This window comes from Natronomonas moolapensis 8.8.11, from assembly GCF_000591055.1.
Classification (GTDB): Archaea; Halobacteriota; Halobacteria; order Halobacteriales; family Haloarculaceae; genus Natronomonas; species Natronomonas moolapensis.
Map to the genome: position 1 here is coordinate 1,026,952 of NC_020388.1, position 16,233 is coordinate 1,043,184.

Sequence of the window (16,233 nt, forward strand, 5' to 3'; positions counted from 1 at the left end):
CCACCTGTCTCGGTGGGTAGCTAAAACCGCTTCGACATTTTAATCCGCGACGGCGCCCGCGTTCACCTCGGCCTGCCACTCTCGGAGGCGATCCTCCGAAACGCCCTGTACCTCGTCGGCGATCGCCGCGGCGTCGGCACCCCGGAGGTCGTCGATCGAGCCGATGCCCGCCGCTGCGAGCTTCTCGGCGGTCTTGGCCCCGACGCCGTCGAGATCCTCGATCTCCGAGGCGGCCTGTCGCTCCCTGTACTCGGCGTAGTTACAGATCGGGCAGCCGAGCTCCCAGGGTTCGCCCTCGCCGTCGTCGACGACGAGCAGATGCGGCAACCCGTGTTCGTCGCAGGTCTCTTCGGTCACCTCGACCTCGCCGCGCCGCGGCAGCGGCAGCGAGTACTCACACTCGGGGTAGCGCGTGCAGCCGACGAGCCGGGAGCCGTTCCGCAGCCGCTTGATCGCGAGGTCGCCACCCCCCTCGGCGTCCGAGACCTCCGGCGTCCCGTTCTCGGACGGCTCCGTCTCCACACCGCCGCACTCCGGGCAGGGACCGATGATCCGGTCGTCGGTCTCGTCCGCCTCGTCGGCTTTACATTGCGGGCAGCCGTGGACGAACGTGTTCCGCCCGGCGAGCATCTTCACGTGCTCGAGCCCGTGTTCGTCGCAGGTGTCGTCGGTCACCGTCGGTTCGCCCGTGTTCGGCAACGGCAGCGTGTAGCGACACTCCGGGAACCCGTCGCAGCCGACGAAGTACGACCCCTGGCGCGAACGCCGGACGAGCAGGCTCTCGCCGCAGTCGGGGCACGGCCCGAGCGTCCGATCGGCCTTCATCGACTCCCTGAGATGCTCGCCGATCTCCTCGCGGGAGTCGTGGAGCTCCTCGAAGATGCGCCCGAGGATCGCCCTGGATTCGTCTGTCACGTCCTCGAGATCCGTCTCACCGTCGGCGATGGCGTTCATATCGGCCTCGAGTTTCGCGGTCATCCCCTCGTCGACGATCCGGTCGGCGAACTTCTCTGCGGCCTCGACGACGGCCATCGCGAGTTTCGTCGGTCGCGGCGGGTCGCTCTCGATGTAGCCGCGATCGTAGAGCTTCTCTATGGTGTGGTGACGCGTCGACTTCGTCCCGAGGCTGCGGGACTCGAGTTCCTCGATCAGCCGCGATTGGCCACGGCGGCGCGGCGGTTGGGTCTGTTTGGCCTCGATGCGGGCCTCGGTGACGTCGAGGATCTCGCCCTCGTCGACGTCGGGAACGTGGTTTTCGGCAGTCGAACGGTACGGGTACACCTCGTGATAGCCCGGCTCAAGAAGCCGCTTGCCGTTGGCCTTCAGCGAGCAGCCGTTGGCGTCGGCGACGACTTTCAGATGCTCCCACTCGGCGGGGTCGGCGACCGTCGCGAAGAAGTGCCGAACGACGAGTTCGTACACCTCCCACTCGTCCTCGGAGAGGTCGTCGCGCGCAGGTATCTCGCCCGTCGGGTGTATCGGGGGGTGGTCGGTCGTCTCCTCGTCGCCCGCCGTCGGCTCGATGGCGTCCGCCGAGAGCAGCGAGTCGGCGTCGTCGCCGAACAGGTAGTGGTCGGTGAACTCGTCGAGGAGCGCCTCGGGGTCGAGGTCGTCCGGGTAGACCGTGTTGTCCGTCCGGGGGTAGGTGATGTAGCCCGCGGTGTAGAGTTCCTCCGCGACGCTCATCGCCTTCTGCGCCGAGAGCCCGACCGAACTCGCCGAACTGATGTACTGGGTCGTGTTGAACGGCTCCGGCGGCTCGTCGGTTCGCCGCCGACGCCGAACCGACTCGACGATCGCCTCCCGGGCGCCCTGCAACTGCTCGAACGCCTCGGTCGCGTCGGCCTCCTCCCAGACGCGTTCGGCCTCGTTGCCGTCCTCGAGATAGAAGTACTGGGCCTCGAATGCGTCACCGTCTTTCAGCAGGTCGGCGAACAGCTCCCAGTAGTCGTCGGGATCGAACGCCCGAATCTCGCGTTCGCGGTCGACGATGAGCTTCAACGCCGGCGACTGGACGCGGCCGACGGAAATGAAGTCCTCGCCGAACTGTTTTGCGGACAGCGAGAGAAACCGCGTCAACGCCGCCCCCCAGAGCAGGTCGATCACCTGTCTGGCCTCGCCGGCGGCCGCCAGATCGAAGTCCAACGCCTCGGGGTTCGAGAACGCCTCCCGGACCTCGTTTTCGGTGATCGAGGAGAACCGGACGCGGTCGATCGGCGCGTCGGTCTCCTCGCGAGCGAGTTCGTAGGCCTCCTTGCCGATCAACTCGCCCTCGCGGTCGTAGTCGGTCGCGATCGTGATCCGGTCCGCGTCGGCGGCTAACCCCTGTAACGTCCGAACGATGTTCTCTTGGGTCGGCATCTTGACCACGTCGGCGTCGACCAACTCGACGGGCTGGACGTCGCGCCAGTCGGCGTACTCGGGCGGGAAGTCGACGCCGACGACGTGCCCGGAGAGCCCGACACATCGCGTGTCGCCCCACCGATAGACGTTGACCCCGAACTGGCGGTTCGTCGACGCGCTCCCGTCGGAGAGGATCTCGGCGATCCGGCGCGCCGCATTGTCCTTTTCGGTGACGATGAGTTCCACTGTTGGGCGTGGATACGCCGACTCCGGATTTCAACCTTTCGTCGAACCCGCCCGAAACCGCCGGAGAGCGCGCCTCCGGGCGCGCGATGAGCCGGGCGTGGACGCGCGAGCGACTCCTGGCGACCCGATCGGCTTCCGCCGACCCGATCGTCGCCCTCGGCTCACGGCTCCAGTCGCTCCCGGAGCAGCTCGTTGACCGTCCCGGGGTCGGCCGACCCGCCGGTCGCCGCCATCACCTGCCCGACGAGGTAGTTCAACGCGCCCTCCTCGCCGGCGTGGTAGTCCTCGACGGCCTCGGGGTTGTCCTCGATGGCCTCGCCGACGGCCGCGGCGACCGACTCGCCGTCCGTCTTGCCGAGGTCCTCGGCCTCGACGACCGCGCCGGGGGCGAGGCCGTCGTCGAGCATCCGCCGGAGGACGACCTCCTCGGCGTTCTTGACGCTGATTTCGTCCGTGTCGACCAACTCGACGAGGCTGGCGAACTCGTCGAGACGCTCCGAGACGTCGGTGATCGCCATGTCGCGGTAGTTGAGTTCGCCGAGCAGGTTGTCGGCGACCCACGTCGCGGCGAGGGTGGGATCGAAGCGGTCAGCGACCCGCTCGTAGAAGTCCGCGACCTGTTTCGTCGACGTGAGCTTCGAGGCCGACTCCGAATCGAGCCCGTAGGCCTCGCGGAAACGCTCCCGGCGGGCGTCCGGAAGCTCCGGAATGTCGATCCTCTCTGTCCAGTCGGCGACCCGAAGCGGCGGGAGGTCGGCCTCCCGGAAGTAACGGTAGTCCTTCTCGGCCTCCTTCGATCGCATCGAGACGGTGATGCCGCGGGACTCGTCCCAGTGTCGCGTCTCCTGTTCGACCTCGCGGCCCCGCTGGATGGCGTTTTTTTGTCGGGTCTCCTCGTAGGCGAGCGCCTTCTCGGCGCCCTTGTGACTGGAGATGTTCTTGACTTCCGTCCGGTTGGCGGCTTCGAGCGTCGCCGCGTCGATGTCGCCCTCGGCGCCGACTTCGGTCGCGTCGACGATAGAGAGGTTGGCGTCGACGCGGAGGCTGCCGTCCCTGGTGGTGTCGAAGACCCCGAGGTACTCGAGTACTTCCGTCAGCTTCGCGAGGAACGCCCGCGCCTCGGCGGCGCTCCGGAAGTCCGGCTTCGTGACGATCTCCATGAGCGGCGTCCCGGCGCGGTTGTAATCGATCAGCGTGTACTCGGCGGTGTCGATCGACCCGCCGGCGTGGGCGAGACTGCCCGGGTCCTCCTCGAGGTGGGCGCGCTCGATTCCGACCGTCCGGCGCTCGCCGTCGACGGAGAACTCGATCTCGCCGCCGCCGCAGATCGGCGCGTCGTACTGGGTGATCTGGAAGTTCTTCGGCAGGTCCGGGTAGTAGTAGTTCTTCCGGTGAAACCGGGTCTCCTCGGGGAGCTCCGACCCGAGCGCCTTCCCGACTCTGACGGCTGCCTCGACGGCCCCCTCGTTGAGCACCGGCAGCGCGCCCGGCAGCCCGAGACAGACGGGGCAGGTCCGGGTGTTCGGCGCCTCGTCGCCGTCGGATCGCGTCGAACAGCCACAGAAGATCTTCGTCTCCGTTTCGAGTTGGACGTGGACCTCGAGGCCGATGACGGCGGTGAGGTCCCGTTGCTCGGCGGTCTGGGCGGTCATTGTGACGTCCTTCTCGCGCGGCGGCTTAGACCTAACCCTTCGGCGGGGGGTCGCTGCGGCGTCTCCGGTACCACCGCAGTCGGTCAGTTCCGAACGGGCAACGCCGGCCGGGCGACTACCGACCGCGTCCCGTTCGTCGGTTCGGCGTCGAGGCGGTGCCGCGAGGAGTACGGCGAGGGCGTCCCCGCCGACACCGCTCCTCGGCAGATGTCGCCGTCCGCGACGGGCAGATCCCGGACGCTACGTTCGCACATTCCTCGGCGGGTCAGGCCGGATCGGCCCGCGAGCCGTCCCACTCGACTCGGCCCTCGTGGTGCAGTTTGTCGAGATGCGCCCGGACGGTCATCCCGGCGAGGTCCCGAACGCCGGCGAGGTCCCTGTCGTAAGTCGAATCCAGGATGTCGGCTACGGCTCTGTCGCCAGCCTCGACGGCCGCTAGCACGCGCGCCTCGCGGTCGAGCCGGCGTCGGAGCAGTCGCTCACAGACCGACCGCGGAGCCTCGGCCACCGGGCCGTGGCCGGGGTAGAGCCGTTCGGGGGCCATCGCCCGGACCCGGCGCAGGGAACTGAGATACGAGCGCATGTCGCCCTCGGGCGCGCCGACCACGACGCTGCCCTCGGTGACGGCGAGGTCGCCGACGAGGAGGTCGCCGTCGACGGCGAAGGCGACGTGTTCCGGGGCGTGTCCCGGCGTCTCGTGGACGGTGACCGCCCCGTCGCCGGCGGGAATCCGCCCGCCCTCCCGAAACGTCCGATCGGGGTCGACCCCGGCCGCGTCGGCGAACGCCGCCTCCCGGCCGTACCGACACCACACCGTCGCGTCGGCGGCCTCGGCGCAGGCCCGAACGCCCCCGACGTGGTCGGCGTGGTGGTGGGTGACGGCGACGTCGTCGACGCGGTCGAGGGCTGCCTCAAGGCGGCCGTCGGGCGCGGCCGGGTCGACGAGTAGAGCGTCCTCGCCGCCAAGGAGGTACGCCGCGGTCCGGCCGGTCGGCGCGCGGGTCGACACCTCGATCGGGATGCGTTCGATCCGCATGATAGCGGATCGGTCTCCCGGCTGTTTAAAATTACACCGTCGGCACCGAACCCCTTAAACCGGCGAACGGCCTATCGGTATTTGGCAGAGGAAGCCCGGTTCCCGTGGGCGCGGCGACGCCGCGCCCATGAGGAAAGTCCCCCCACCCTCCGGGCAGGTGACCGGACGCAAGTCCGGGGCGGGAGACCGCCGGCGCTGGAACAGAAACGGAACCCCCCGCCCCGACCGATGAGGCGCGTTCGGCCGTGCAAACGGCCGACGGCGTTCGCGGGATCGCCCGCGAACGCGCGAACCGACCCGCAAGGGAAGGGAGTTAACCCGCCGAGGGCCGGGCGGTCGTCACCGACGGCCGCCACGCGCGAACGGCGTGAGCCGCGAGCCGACGGGCGGGAACGGATGGAACGGCGAATCCTCACCGGTGCAAGTCCGCCGCAATTGGTAGCCCGGAGGCGCGGCGGACGCTCAGCCGAATGCCGGGCCGAACAGAAGGGGGCTTACTCTCCTCAGCCGTTCTCGACCGCCGAGCGACGCCGTTGCTCCGCCGGCTCAACCTCGGGGCTCGAACCCGTCCTCGAACCGGAACGTCCCGTTTCGCTGGATCGTCTCGCCGTCGATTTCGATCCGTGATCCCGCCGAGAGGTCCGTTATCAGGTCGACGTGGACCGCCGACTCGTTGCCCGACTCGCCCTCGGGCAAGTTCGCATCGTAGGCGCGCCCGAGCGCGAGGTGGGCCGTATCGCCCATCTTCTCGTCAAAAAGGATGTTGTCGGTGAACCGGTCGATCCGGCGGTTCATCCCGAGACCCAACTCCCCGAGCCGTCGCGCCCCGGCGTCGGTGTCGAGGACCGACTCGATCGCTTCGGCGCCCGCCTCGGCGTCGAACTCGACGACTTCGCCGTCCTCGAAGACCAACCGGACGTTCCGGACCCGACGGCCGTCGACCGTCATCGGCACGTCGAAGAAGACCTGTCCCGTCGCGTCGTAGGGGGCGGTGAACACCTCCCCGGAGGGGAGGTTGTGGGAGTCGTAGACGACCGAGGCCGCGGAGTTGACTGCGGTCCGGCCGGCGATCGACATCCGCACGTCCGTCGAGGGTCGGTCCTCGCGCTCCGTGACGATCCGAACCGCCTCGCCCGAATCGAGCAACTCCTTCACCCGCGCCATCTTCCCCGCTAGCGCTTCCCAGTCGCGCAACACTGCGTCGTAGACGAACTCCCGATACGCCTCGTAGGCCATTCCGGCCCCCTGAGCGAGGCTCCGGGTGGGGTGGACCGTCGACACCCAGTCGGTGTTCATACGGGCCTCCCGGAGGTCTGTTCGGGCGCTCCGGTAGGCCTGTCGCGTCCCCGACTCGACGTCGGCCGTCGCGGCGGTGTTCCGACCGCCGCCGAGCCGGAGGTAGGCGTCGGCGCGCTCGAACAGCGCGAGTTCGCCCGCTGCCGTCCCGAATTCGCCGTCGTGGGCGCGGAGGTACGCCCGCGTCACCTCGTCGGAGCCGTACGTGAGCGTCATGTTCGCGCCGACCTCGCCGAGGCGCTCGGCGACGGCGACCGCGAGTTCGTGAGCTCCCTCGGCGACGTCGACGACGACGTCGTCGCCCGGTTCGATCCGCGCGCTCCACCCGACCAGCGTCTCCGCGTGTTCGCGTACCCGATCGTCCATGCCGCCGCTTCGCGCCGCGATGGTTTATAAATGGCCCCCTCGGCGGTGTCAACTGTCCGCTGCGCGGTCGCTCGGCGGGTCGGTCTCCGCCGTCTCGGATCGCTCCTCGGTGTCGATGTGGATCGGGTCACCCTTCCAGGCCACCCGGAGGCGGTTCCGCGAGAGGAACGGGGCCATCGCCTCGAGAGTGACGAGGCCCCGATACACCCCCTCCTCGACGACCGGGAGGTGTTTGACGCCCGCCTCGTTCATCCGGTCGGCGGCGAGCCCGAGGGGCGTTCCCGGGGCGACGGTTCGGACGGGGCTCGACATAATCGCCTCGACGGGGACCGATCCGGGCGATTCGGCGACGAGCGCCACGAAGTCCGAATCCGAGGCGATGCCGACGACGTCGCCCGCGGAGTCGAGTACGACGAGGGCCGGAACCGCGGGGTCGCGCAACCTCTCTGCGGCCTCCGGCGCGGGAAGTCCGGGAGAGACCGTGGCGGCGTCGTCCGTGACGACGGGTTCGACCGTTGGTTCGATCATGCTTGTGCCGTGTTATCACAAAGATATATTTAATCGTAGTGGGTATATTCCTAGAACACCTACCATACGACGAGTCAAAGCCTATTAAACACGCAGTTCGTTGTATATTTTTCGAAATAATACGACGTTTATAACTTGTGCCGAAAGGCCCGCAGGGCGTTCTCGCCGGTCTCCGTCAGCGACACCTGCTTCGTCCGCCCGACCGGTTCGATCTCTATGTAGCCGTTCCCGGCGAGCGGGTCGACGATGCGGTTGTTCAACAGCGCGAATTTGGCCTTGTCGTTGCTCGGTTCCGCCCGCCGCATGAACGCGAGTTCGCGTTCCTCGGCGAAGTCGATGAGGTCGCTCTTTTTCGGCGTGTAGGCCTCGCTCGACGCCGAGTCGACGTACTCGAGAATTCGAACCTGGTCCGTCGTCGGGGTCTCCAGGGGGTATGAGGGCAACTGTTCGGCCAGCCGCATCCCCTCGGTTCGCGGAGTGGTTTCGATGGGGTGCGGTCGCGATTCGGGGTGGACGTGGTAGCCGCTCGCGTCGGTGGCCATGCACGCCAGCGCCGCCCCGACGGTCGCCAACTTCGGGCCGCTCGAGACGTTGACGCGGACGATGTCGTCGGCGTGGCCGTCGGCGATGGTCGTCACCTCCCCGAGGACGTCGTACATATCGCTCAACTCGACGCTGCGCGAGCGGACGGCGACGCCGGCGTCGGTCAGCCCCGAGCGCAACCGGTCGTGGTACTCCGCCCGTCCTCGCGCCGGATCGGCGAGCAGATACAGCGTGTCCGCCCCGTACTCGAGGACCGGCGATCTGATCCGGTCGTACTCGTAGCCAAGCGGCGCAACGTGGACTTCGGTCACCGACCGCAGTTCCGTGTCGCCGGTCATACGGATCGTATTGGCGACAACCGGAGCAAAATAGTACTGGTTACTGAAATGGTACTGATTGTAACGATGCTGTTGATTGTAACAATAGTATCGTACTAAATATGAACACCGCCGCGTCGGAAGTCGTCGCTGTCGAAGCGAAATGCCCACGCACGATCTGGTCCCCTCCGATATCGACCTCGACGCCGCCGAACCGCCCGATCCAGTCAGCATCGCCGACGGCGAGGTGCTCGAGGCGCTGTCCTCCTCGACGGCCCGACGGATCGTCTCCGTCCTTCGTGGGAATCCGAACGTCACGTCCGCGGTCGCCGAGCGCGCCGACGTGTCGATCCAGGTGGCGACCTATCACCTGGAGCAACTCGAGGCCGCCGGCCTCGTCGCTGTCGTCGGAACGGCGTGCTCGGAGAAGGGCCGGCGGATGGACGTCTACGCGCTGACGACCGACTCGCTCGTCTTCGAACTGGCCGAAAAAGAAGGGTGAGGTCCCGCGCCGGTGTTATTTGATTTCGTCCACCAGTATCAGTCGTCCGCCGGCGACGGCGCGGGCGAGGCGTCCATTCCGTCCTCGTCGGCGTACGGGTACCACGTCATTTTCGTGTTGTTCAGGTAGGGGTCATCGTAGGAGGTCTCCTCGGGGTCGGCAAGCCCCGTCAGTTCGTCCTCGTCGTGGCGGCCGATGAACTCCCGGAAGGACTCCTCCCCGTCGTTTCGCTCGTCGTAGATCCGCAGCAGGTTCCGGATGTACCCCGGGACCTCGTCGGCGGCGACGCGCATCTCGACCCAGTCGGCGAACTGGGGGTTCTCCCCCAGGCCGCCGCCCAGTCCGATGTCGAACGCCTCGACCGGTTCGCCGTCCTTGCGCGTTTTCATCCCCCGCAGGGAGATGTCGGCGATCTGCGGCTGCGCACAGGAGGCGGTACAGCCCGACAGGTGGACGTGGAAGTCCTCGATGCCGTCTGGCAGCTCGACGTTGTCCTTCAGCCAGCGGGCGTACCGGACCATCCGGTTCTTCGTCTCGACGATCGACAGCGAGCAGTACTCGGTGCCGGTACAGGCGATCGAGCCCCGGAGGAACGGGTGGGGGTCGGACTGGTAGTACTCGAGGAGATCTTCCCCGAGGAACTCATTGAGGTCGTCCTCGGCGATGTCGGCGACGACGACGTTCTGTCGCTGCGTGAGACCGATCATCTCGGAGCCGTACGCCTCGGCGAGGTCGGCGAGTTCGATGACGTCCTCGGCGCCCATCCGGCCGACGAGCACCGAGAGGCCGACGAAGTAGTTCCCGTCGTTCTGCTCGTGGACGCCGACGTAGTCGCCGACCTCGTCGTTGCGCCCGGCGTTGTAGGTGTATTGATCGCGGAGGTCCTCACCCGCGGTGCGGAGCTCGAAGTCGACGTACTCGTCCTGGAGGACGCGCCGGAGCTTCTCGGGGCCCCACTCGTCGACGAGGAACTTGATGCGGGCGTTGAAGCGGTCCTCGCGGTCGCCGTGATCGCGGAACAGCGCGGAGATTCCGCCGGCGACGTCGGCCACCTCGTCCTCGGTGACGAAGACGTCGATGTCGCGGGCGAAACGGGGCTCCTTGCGGGAGAGGCCGCCGCCGACGGTGACGTTGAATCCCTTTCGCTCCTCGCCGTCGATCTCCTTGGTCGCGGGCTCGAACCCGAGGTCGTTGATCTCGGCCTGCCCCGAGCCGCGGGTGTCGCCGGTGACGGCGACTTTCCACTTGCGCGGAAGGTTCGAGTGCTCGTCGTTGCCTTTGAATGTGTCGTGGAGGTCCTCGATGACCGGCCACGCGTTGATGTGCTCTTTAGCGTCGCGGCCGGCGACCGGCGAGCCGACGATGTTGCGCCAGGAGTCCCCACACGCCTGAATCGTCGAAAGGTCGTTGGCTTCGAGTTTCTCGAAGATCTCGGGGATGTCCTGCAGTTGAATCCAGTGGAGCTGGATCGACTGTCTGGTCGTCCAATCGCAGTAGGCGCCCCCGAACTCGGGGTTCTCGACGGGACCGCGGGCGTACTCGTCGGCGATCTCGCCGACGACGCGGAGCTGGTTCGGCGTCAGCCGCCCGTTCGGCGTCCCGATTCGCATCATGAAGTAGCTCTCTTGACCCTTCCGCTGGTGATACAGCCCCCACCACTTGAACCGCTCGAACCACGCGTCGTGTTCGTCCTCCGGGATCGCACTCCAGCCCTCCTCGGCGAACCGAAAGAGGTGCTCGCGGATCTCGGTGCCGTATACTTCGTCTTTCCACCCTTCGACCTTGCTCGGCATACACCACTTCAGCACCCGGACTCATATACCGCCACCCGTGTCGTCAAGCCTCCCCGGGGCTAGCCCCTACCGGAATTATTCTCTGCTTTCTCGGGCGGCGAAGCGAGCCGACGGCGGCGCTCGGGAACGTGGACGCTCCCGGGATCGACGGCGAAGAACCGTCCCTCGTCGGGGTCGACGACCCGTCCGAGCGTCAGCCAGTCGGTGACGCCGCTCTCGCCACACTCGATGCACTGACCGGCGATCCGCCCCTCGACGTTGGGATGGTCGATCCCGATCTCGACGAACCCCTCCGCGAGGAAATCCGCCATCGCACACGAACAGAAGTCCTGGCGGGCGAGCCACCAGAGATCGCTCACGTTCACCTCGCGGGCGTCGTTGACGCTCAGCCACGCCCCGTCGTCGAGTTGGTGTACCGAAGTCGGCATACGCCCACACAGCGGTCCCGCCGTCGTAAGCCCGTCGGCGCCGACAGGGAGTGTCGGGCGTCACACGATCTCGTGACAGTCGGTTCGGACGAAACCCGACGACTGCGGCCGGAAACCTCCGAATACGTTCGTCGTCGAAAGAGGCTGTTCCCGCCGGGATGCCGAAGCCCGGGTAGCGTTTACGGGTGCAGCGTTGCTTAAACACCCCCTCGGCGTACGAAGTGGTGATGAGAGACCGAACGCGGGGACCGAGACGGCAGCACGCCTCAGCCGACGTCGCCCCGGAACTGTACGAGGACGACGGCCAATGACAGAGCGAAACGACGACGACGAGGCGGTCGACACGAGCCACCTCGACGACGTCGAGGACGGCTGTGGCTGCGCCGAGATCTGGGAGCATATGTCGGACGAGCGCGACGAGTGAGCCGTTGTAACGAGCGCACCCGTCGGCGGGACGCTTTTTACCCCGGTTGTCCTATCTCGAAGCGATGACTAACGAACCGGACGAAGAGCCCCCGACCGATCGGGAGTCGCCGGTCGGCGAACCCGTCATTCGCCGCGATCCCCAGGTCGTCGGGCGGAGGGCGGTCCGGTTCGACCCGGACGATCCCGAGAGCGTCGCCGAGGCTGCCGACACCGTCCGCCGGTTCGCCTCGAACACCGCCGGCGCCGACGACAACGTCTATATGCTCCGCGGCGCAGCGGCCTGTGCCGCCCTGGTCCGCGGTACCGGCTCGTACAAGACCGCCGCCGAGCGCGCCGACGGCGACGCAACCGTCTCCTTTATCCGCAAGTGGGCCCGGGTACACGATCTCCCGCGGTCGATCCGCCGCCACGTCGCCCTGGGCGAAATCGCGCCGACGGCGGCGAAACATATCGCCCGCGTCTCCGGGGAGTCGCGCTTTTTGCTCGCGTGGGCGACCCTCGATCACGGGCTGACCGTCCGGGAAGTCCGCTCTATCGCCTCCCGCGTCAACGAAGGGTCGAGCGTCGAGGGCGCCCTCGCGGCCGAGGGAGTCGACCTCGGTGCGTTGGCGGTGTCGTTGCCCCCTGACACCTACCGGGAACTCCGCCGGCACGCCGCCCTCGAAGCGACCGAACCGGGCGAGATCGTCGCGCGGGCACTGGACGAGTATTTATGATATGAAGCAGGCGCAAAGCCCACATGCTCAGCCGTGGGATCCGCGCGGTACGCTTGATTGTGTTTTGTGTGCGGAACACTGGCAGTTGAGTCGGTGTTTGCCACGGTGAGAGTCGGACTCAAATGAGTAAGGCGGACGGACAGCTTCGAAGACGCGGACAGCGGGGCGACGGGTTGGAGAGGACGCCGATCAGGCGTCCGGCCAGCGCTCGATGTACACCGTCTTGTCGGTGTAAAAGTGGATCATGTCCTCCCCCTGGGCGTGGAGGTCACCGAAAAAGGAGTCCTTCCGGCCACCGAAGTGAAAAAAGGCCATCGGGGCCGCCGTGCCGGCGTTGATACCCAGATTTCCGATGTCCGTCTCGTGTCGGAACGTCCGGGCGTCGGCACCGCTGGCAGTGAACAGACTCGCCGCGTTCCCGAAGTCGCTCCGGTCGAGGACCCCGATTGCCTCGTCGAGATCCGCCACGGACATCAACCCGAGCACCGGGCCGAACACCTCCTCGCGAGCGATCGTCATTTCGGGGTCGACGTTCCCGAACAGCGTCGGGCCGAGGAAGTTCCCGTCCTCGGACCCCTCGACGGACACGTCGCGCCCGTCGAGGAGGAGCTCTGCTCCCTCGTCGACGGCTGTCCCGACGTACTCCCGGACCCGGCGTTCGTGCTCGGGGCTGATGAGCGCGCCGATGTCGGTGTCCGGATTGAGCCCCGATCCCACGGTCTGGGCTTCGGCCTCCGACACGACGCGGTCGACGAACTCGTCGTAGACGGACGCCTCGACGACGGCGACGTCGTTGGCGAGACAGCGCTCGCCGGCGCAGGCGAACGCCGAACTCACCGTCTTCTCGGCGGCGAAGTCCAGGTCAGCCGTTTCGGCGACGACGATGTGGTTCTTTGCGCCCCCTTGGGCCTGGACGCGCTTGCCGTTCGCCGCCGCCGTCTCGTAGATCGTCCGGGCGACCGGCGTGCTGCCGACGAAGGAGACGCCCTCGACGCCGTCGTGCCCCAACAGCGCGTCGACCGTGTCGACCCCGCCGTTAATCAACTGGAGAACACCGTCCGGAAACCCCGCCCGGTCGATCAACTCGAAGATGCGCTGGGCGACGAGGGGGGCCTGTTCGCTCGGCTTCAACACGAAGCTGTTGCCGGTCGCGACGGCGTACGGCAGAAACCAAAGCGGGATCATCGCGGGGAAATTAAACGGCGTGACCGCAGCGAAGACACCGAGGGGTTTTCGCACGGCACTCTCGTCGATCCCCGGTGCGGCGTCGAGAAGCGTCCCGCCCTGCATCATCGACGGGATGCCGCAGGCGACCTCGACGTTCTCGATCCCGCGCCGGAGTTCCCCCTTCGCTTCGGCCCGCGTTTTGCCGTGTTCCCGAACGAGCAACTCGGCGAGTTCGTCGTGGTGGGCCTCGAGCAGTCGCTTCAGTTCGAACAGCGGCTGGATCCGTTCTTCGACCGCTCGGGTGGACCACTCCTCGAACGCCTCGGCGCCCGTCCGGACCGCTCTGTCGACGTCGTCGGGCGAACTGAACGCAACGCGGGCGAGTCGCTCTGAAGTCGCCGGATCGACGACGTCCCGCCCGTCGCTCCCGCTCGGGGTGTGCCACTCCCCGCCGACGTAGTTCTGTACTGTGCCGGTGTCCGCGACGGATTTCGGATACGCCATACCGGCACCACTCGCCGGCAGAGCATAGGGATTTGGTACGTCGGCCCGGCTGATAACTATCGCAGTATATATCAGCGGCCGCCGTCGGCAGCCGTCGGGGACCGAGTGCTCGATGCCGCGTCAGCGCCGGTTCCCGTTTCGAATTCCGATACCTGTTCGTCGAGATCTTCGGCCAGCACAGAGAGTTCTTGGACGTTCTGTGAGACCTCCGACAGAGAGGCGGTCTGTTCTTCGGTCGCCGCCGAGACGTTGCTCGCTTCCGTTGCGGTTTGTTGGCTGACACCCGAGACTTCATCGACCATCGCCACGACTTCTTCCGAAGAGGCTGCCTGATCGTCGGTCGCATCGCTGATCTCTCTGATCCCGTTTTCAGCCTGTTGAACGGCGTCCGCGATCTCATCGAACTTCTCGACCGCATTTTCTATGGTCTCGCTGCCTCGCTCGACTCGATCGTTCATCTGCTGGATTCCGTCGACCGTCTCCTCAGTCGTCTGTTGGATCGTTTCGATACGGGCTTCGATGTCGGTGGTGGCTTGTTCAGCCTCGTCGGCAAGGGATTTGATCTCGCTGGCAACGACACCGAATCCTTCACCCGCCTCCCCTGCTCGGGCGGCCTCGATCGAGGCATTTATTGCCAGCATACTCGTCTGCTCGGCAATTCCAGTTATCATCTCGACGACTTCGCCGATCTCGTCCATCTCGTCGTCGAGACTGTTTACCCGGGTCGCGGCCTCGTCGGCCCGGGATTCGATCGATCGAATCTCGTCGGTCGCCTCAGCAGCGTACTCCCGACCCGCGTCGCCACGCTCGACGGCCGTTCCGGCAGTGGCCGCTACCTCTTCGGCAGAAGAAGCGATCTCTTCGACGGTCGCAGACATGTCGTTCATCTCTCTGGCGACCTCCTGAAGGTTCTCGCTTTGACTGTCGGCACCATACGATATTTCCTCGACGGAGTCGGCGACCTGTTCGCTAGCCTGTCGTATCTCTTCGGAACTGCTGGCTACCTCGTCGCTCGAGGTTGCGACTCGGTCTGTGACTTCCTGTACCTGCTGGATGCTATCGCTCAGCCGGTCAATTCCGACCGATAGATCCTCCAGGACGGCTCCGTAGCTCCCGGGATACGCGGTGTCGACCGCAGCGTCAAGCCGTCCGTTTTTTAACTCTTGGCTGGCTGTCGAGATCTCCCGGAAGCTCTCGGAGAGCCGAGTAGTTCCAGTGGCCAGATCGCCCAACACAGCCCCGTACTGACCGGGATGGTCGGCGTCCACCGTCCCGTCGATGTCTCCCTGCTGGAGATCACTGCTCACCTGCTGTATCTCCTCAAAGCTCTGGGCGAGTTCGTCCGCTCCGGCCTCGAGATCGGCGACTGCTCGGCCGTACTGGCCGGGATAATCCGCTTCGAACTCCCACCCGATCTCGCCCCGTTTTAATCCCCGACTAGCAGTCCCGATCTGAGAGAAGACGCCCCGCAGATTCTCCTGCATTTCACCGAACCCGTCGATCATCCGGCCGAGTTCGTCGTCTTCGACGTGCGCATCGAGGTCGTTGTCGAGATCACCCTGCTTGATGGCTTCCGTCGCTTCGGACAGCCGGGTAATCGGCGGGATGATGCGGCCAGCGACGAATAATCCGATCCCGATTGCGGAAACAAATGCGACGGCGCTCAACCCTAGGATGGACTGTCGTGCGGTTCGGGTGGTGCTGTCGGCACCGGTCACCGCTGCTTGCTTGTCGTCGACAGCTGCGCCCTCGAGCGTATGCGCCGAGTCACGCATATCCGCGAGGAGTGGCTCAATTTCGTCCAGTCTGGCCTCTGCCCGTTCCGTATCACCGCTTTGTTTCGCGGTAAACAGCTCCCGGGCGACGACAGTGTACTCCTCGTGTGCCGCCACCAGAGAGTCAAACGCCTGCTGTTCTTCGGCGGTCATGTCTTGTTCGTCCATCGCGTTGGCCCACTCGTCGAAGCTCGACTCCGCAGCATCGAACTCCGCCCTTGCTCCCTCTCGTTCGAGCATAGCGGCCTGAACAGCGATCTGCTGTTCTTCGATGGCGACGAGCATCCCCATCGAGGCGTCAATCGCATCAGCGTCGGTAGAGATCTCGTGTGCTGCCGAGTCGACCGTTCCCACCGCCTGGTATCCGACAAACCCGGTGATGCCGACCAGCATCGCCACGGCGACGAACGCGAGGATGAGCTTCGGCCGTAGGTCGAATCGACTGAGAGTTATTCGATCAAGCATAGTATATGATTATGAATTATTATAATAATTAATTCAGCGTATCTTTACGCTGTGCGTATCGAGGCTCGAAAGCGATCGATTCACACGTCCTTTATACCAAGATCCGCTCTACGAGCGAGTCGTTACGCTA

13 protein-coding genes and 1 other RNA gene are annotated in these 16,233 nt (G+C 66.1%); 3 read left to right on the forward strand and 11 right to left on the reverse strand.

What is annotated here, in order from left to right; translation table 11 throughout:
• Nucleotides 1-39: 39 nt before the first annotated feature.
• The 4 genes from NMLP_RS05130 to NMLP_RS05145 all read right to left on the reverse strand — a co-directional run bounded on the left by NMLP_RS05130 (nt 40) and on the right by NMLP_RS05145 (nt 5,277).
• On the reverse strand, nt 40-2,589 hold the full coding sequence (locus tag NMLP_RS05130) for a DNA topoisomerase I (protein WP_015409059.1): 2,550 nt from the start codon (nt 2,587-2,589) through the stop codon (nt 40-42).
• Between the two features lie 161 nt (nt 2,590-2,750).
• Nucleotides 2,751-4,241, reverse strand: a complete 1,491-nt coding sequence (gatB, locus tag NMLP_RS05135) for an Asp-tRNA(Asn)/Glu-tRNA(Gln) amidotransferase subunit GatB (protein WP_015409060.1) — start codon at nt 4,239-4,241, stop codon at nt 2,751-2,753.
• Nucleotides 4,242-4,324: 83 nt separating this feature from the next.
• On the reverse strand, nt 4,325-4,495 hold the full coding sequence (locus tag NMLP_RS15385) for a hypothetical protein (protein WP_160169579.1): 171 nt from the start codon (nt 4,493-4,495) through the stop codon (nt 4,325-4,327).
• An 11-nt stretch (nt 4,496-4,506) separates the two neighbouring features.
• Complete coding sequence (locus NMLP_RS05145) at nt 4,507-5,277, reverse strand: MBL fold metallo-hydrolase (RefSeq protein ID WP_015409061.1); 771 nt, start codon at nt 5,275-5,277, stop codon at nt 4,507-4,509.
• 83 nt (nt 5,278-5,360) lie between these two features.
• Between NMLP_RS05145 and rnpB the strand changes: the two genes are divergently transcribed.
• An RNA gene (gene rnpB, locus NMLP_RS13965) (RNase P RNA component) lies at nt 5,361-5,786 on the forward strand.
• Nucleotides 5,787-5,823: 37 nt separating this feature from the next.
• Here the strand turns inward: rnpB and NMLP_RS05150 are convergent.
• The 3 genes from NMLP_RS05150 to NMLP_RS05160 form a co-directional block, all read right to left on the reverse strand.
• Nucleotides 5,824-6,939, reverse strand: coding sequence for an aminopeptidase (locus NMLP_RS05150; protein WP_015409062.1), 1,116 nt, complete (start codon nt 6,937-6,939; stop codon nt 5,824-5,826).
• 48 nt (nt 6,940-6,987) lie between these two features.
• On the reverse strand, nt 6,988-7,467 hold the full coding sequence (locus NMLP_RS05155; protein ID WP_015409063.1) for a CBS domain-containing protein: 480 nt from the start codon (nt 7,465-7,467) through the stop codon (nt 6,988-6,990).
• Between the two features lie 128 nt (nt 7,468-7,595).
• Nucleotides 7,596-8,348: an HFX_2341 family transcriptional regulator domain-containing protein gene (locus tag NMLP_RS05160; RefSeq protein WP_015409064.1), complete on the reverse strand. Its 753-nt coding sequence runs from the start codon at nt 8,346-8,348 to the stop codon at nt 7,596-7,598.
• Between the two features lie 142 nt (nt 8,349-8,490).
• Between NMLP_RS05160 and NMLP_RS05165 the strand changes: the two genes are divergently transcribed.
• Nucleotides 8,491-8,829: an ArsR/SmtB family transcription factor gene (locus tag NMLP_RS05165; protein WP_049926180.1), complete on the forward strand. Its 339-nt coding sequence runs from the start codon at nt 8,491-8,493 to the stop codon at nt 8,827-8,829.
• A gap of 38 nt (nt 8,830-8,867) precedes the next feature.
• Here the strand turns inward: NMLP_RS05165 and NMLP_RS05170 are convergent, their stop codons facing one another.
• Together NMLP_RS05170 and NMLP_RS05175 are read right to left on the reverse strand one after the other, a co-directional pair.
• Entirely contained in the window at nt 8,868-10,622 is a 1,755-nt protein-coding gene (locus tag NMLP_RS05170; RefSeq protein WP_015409065.1) for a nitrite/sulfite reductase, read from the reverse strand.
• Between the two features lie 59 nt (nt 10,623-10,681).
• Nucleotides 10,682-11,050 carry a hypothetical protein gene (locus tag NMLP_RS05175; protein ID WP_015409066.1) on the reverse strand — a complete coding sequence of 123 codons (369 nt, stop codon included), beginning with the start codon at nt 11,048-11,050 and terminating at the stop codon, nt 10,682-10,684.
• Between the two features lie 488 nt (nt 11,051-11,538).
• On the opposite strand from NMLP_RS05175, the gene NMLP_RS05180 reads away from it, so the two are divergent.
• Entirely contained in the window at nt 11,539-12,192 is a 654-nt protein-coding gene (locus NMLP_RS05180) for a DUF7119 family protein (RefSeq protein WP_015409068.1), read from the forward strand.
• Between the two features lie 189 nt (nt 12,193-12,381).
• Here NMLP_RS05180 and NMLP_RS05185 read toward each other — a convergent pair whose 3' ends face one another.
• Nucleotides 12,382-13,863 carry a CoA-acylating methylmalonate-semialdehyde dehydrogenase gene (locus tag NMLP_RS05185; RefSeq protein ID WP_015409069.1) on the reverse strand — a complete coding sequence of 494 codons (1,482 nt, stop codon included), beginning with the start codon at nt 13,861-13,863 and terminating at the stop codon, nt 12,382-12,384.
• 71 nt (nt 13,864-13,934) lie between these two features.
• Nucleotides 13,935-16,103: a HAMP domain-containing methyl-accepting chemotaxis protein gene (locus NMLP_RS05190; RefSeq protein ID WP_015409070.1), complete on the reverse strand. Its 2,169-nt coding sequence runs from the start codon at nt 16,101-16,103 to the stop codon at nt 13,935-13,937.
• Nucleotides 16,104-16,233 lie beyond the last annotated feature (130 nt).

Bases quoted from the DNA above. Each gene is read 5' to 3' on its own strand.
- gatB (WP_015409060.1), bottom strand. From the start codon at position 4,241: ATGACCGCCCAGACCGCCGAGCAACGGGACCTCACCGCCGTCATCGGC.
- NMLP_RS15385 (WP_160169579.1), bottom strand. From the start codon at position 4,495: ATGTGCGAACGTAGCGTCCGGGATCTGCCCGTCGCGGACGGCGACATC.
- NMLP_RS05145 (WP_015409061.1), bottom strand. From the start codon at position 5,277: ATGCGGATCGAACGCATCCCGATCGAGGTGTCGACCCGCGCGCCGACC.
- NMLP_RS05150 (WP_015409062.1), bottom strand. From the start codon at position 6,939: ATGGACGATCGGGTACGCGAACACGCGGAGACGCTGGTCGGGTGGAGC.
- NMLP_RS05155 (WP_015409063.1), bottom strand. From the start codon at position 7,467: ATGATCGAACCAACGGTCGAACCCGTCGTCACGGACGACGCCGCCACG.
- NMLP_RS05160 (WP_015409064.1), bottom strand. From the start codon at position 8,348: ATGACCGGCGACACGGAACTGCGGTCGGTGACCGAAGTCCACGTTGCG.
- NMLP_RS05165 (WP_049926180.1), top strand. From the start codon at position 8,491: ATGCCCACGCACGATCTGGTCCCCTCCGATATCGACCTCGACGCCGCC.
- NMLP_RS05170 (WP_015409065.1), bottom strand. From the start codon at position 10,622: ATGCCGAGCAAGGTCGAAGGGTGGAAAGACGAAGTATACGGCACCGAG.
- NMLP_RS05175 (WP_015409066.1), bottom strand. From the start codon at position 11,050: ATGCCGACTTCGGTACACCAACTCGACGACGGGGCGTGGCTGAGCGTC.
- NMLP_RS05180 (WP_015409068.1), top strand. From the start codon at position 11,539: ATGACTAACGAACCGGACGAAGAGCCCCCGACCGATCGGGAGTCGCCG.
- NMLP_RS05185 (WP_015409069.1), bottom strand. From the start codon at position 13,863: ATGGCGTATCCGAAATCCGTCGCGGACACCGGCACAGTACAGAACTAC.
- NMLP_RS05190 (WP_015409070.1), bottom strand. From the start codon at position 16,103: ATGCTTGATCGAATAACTCTCAGTCGATTCGACCTACGGCCGAAGCTC.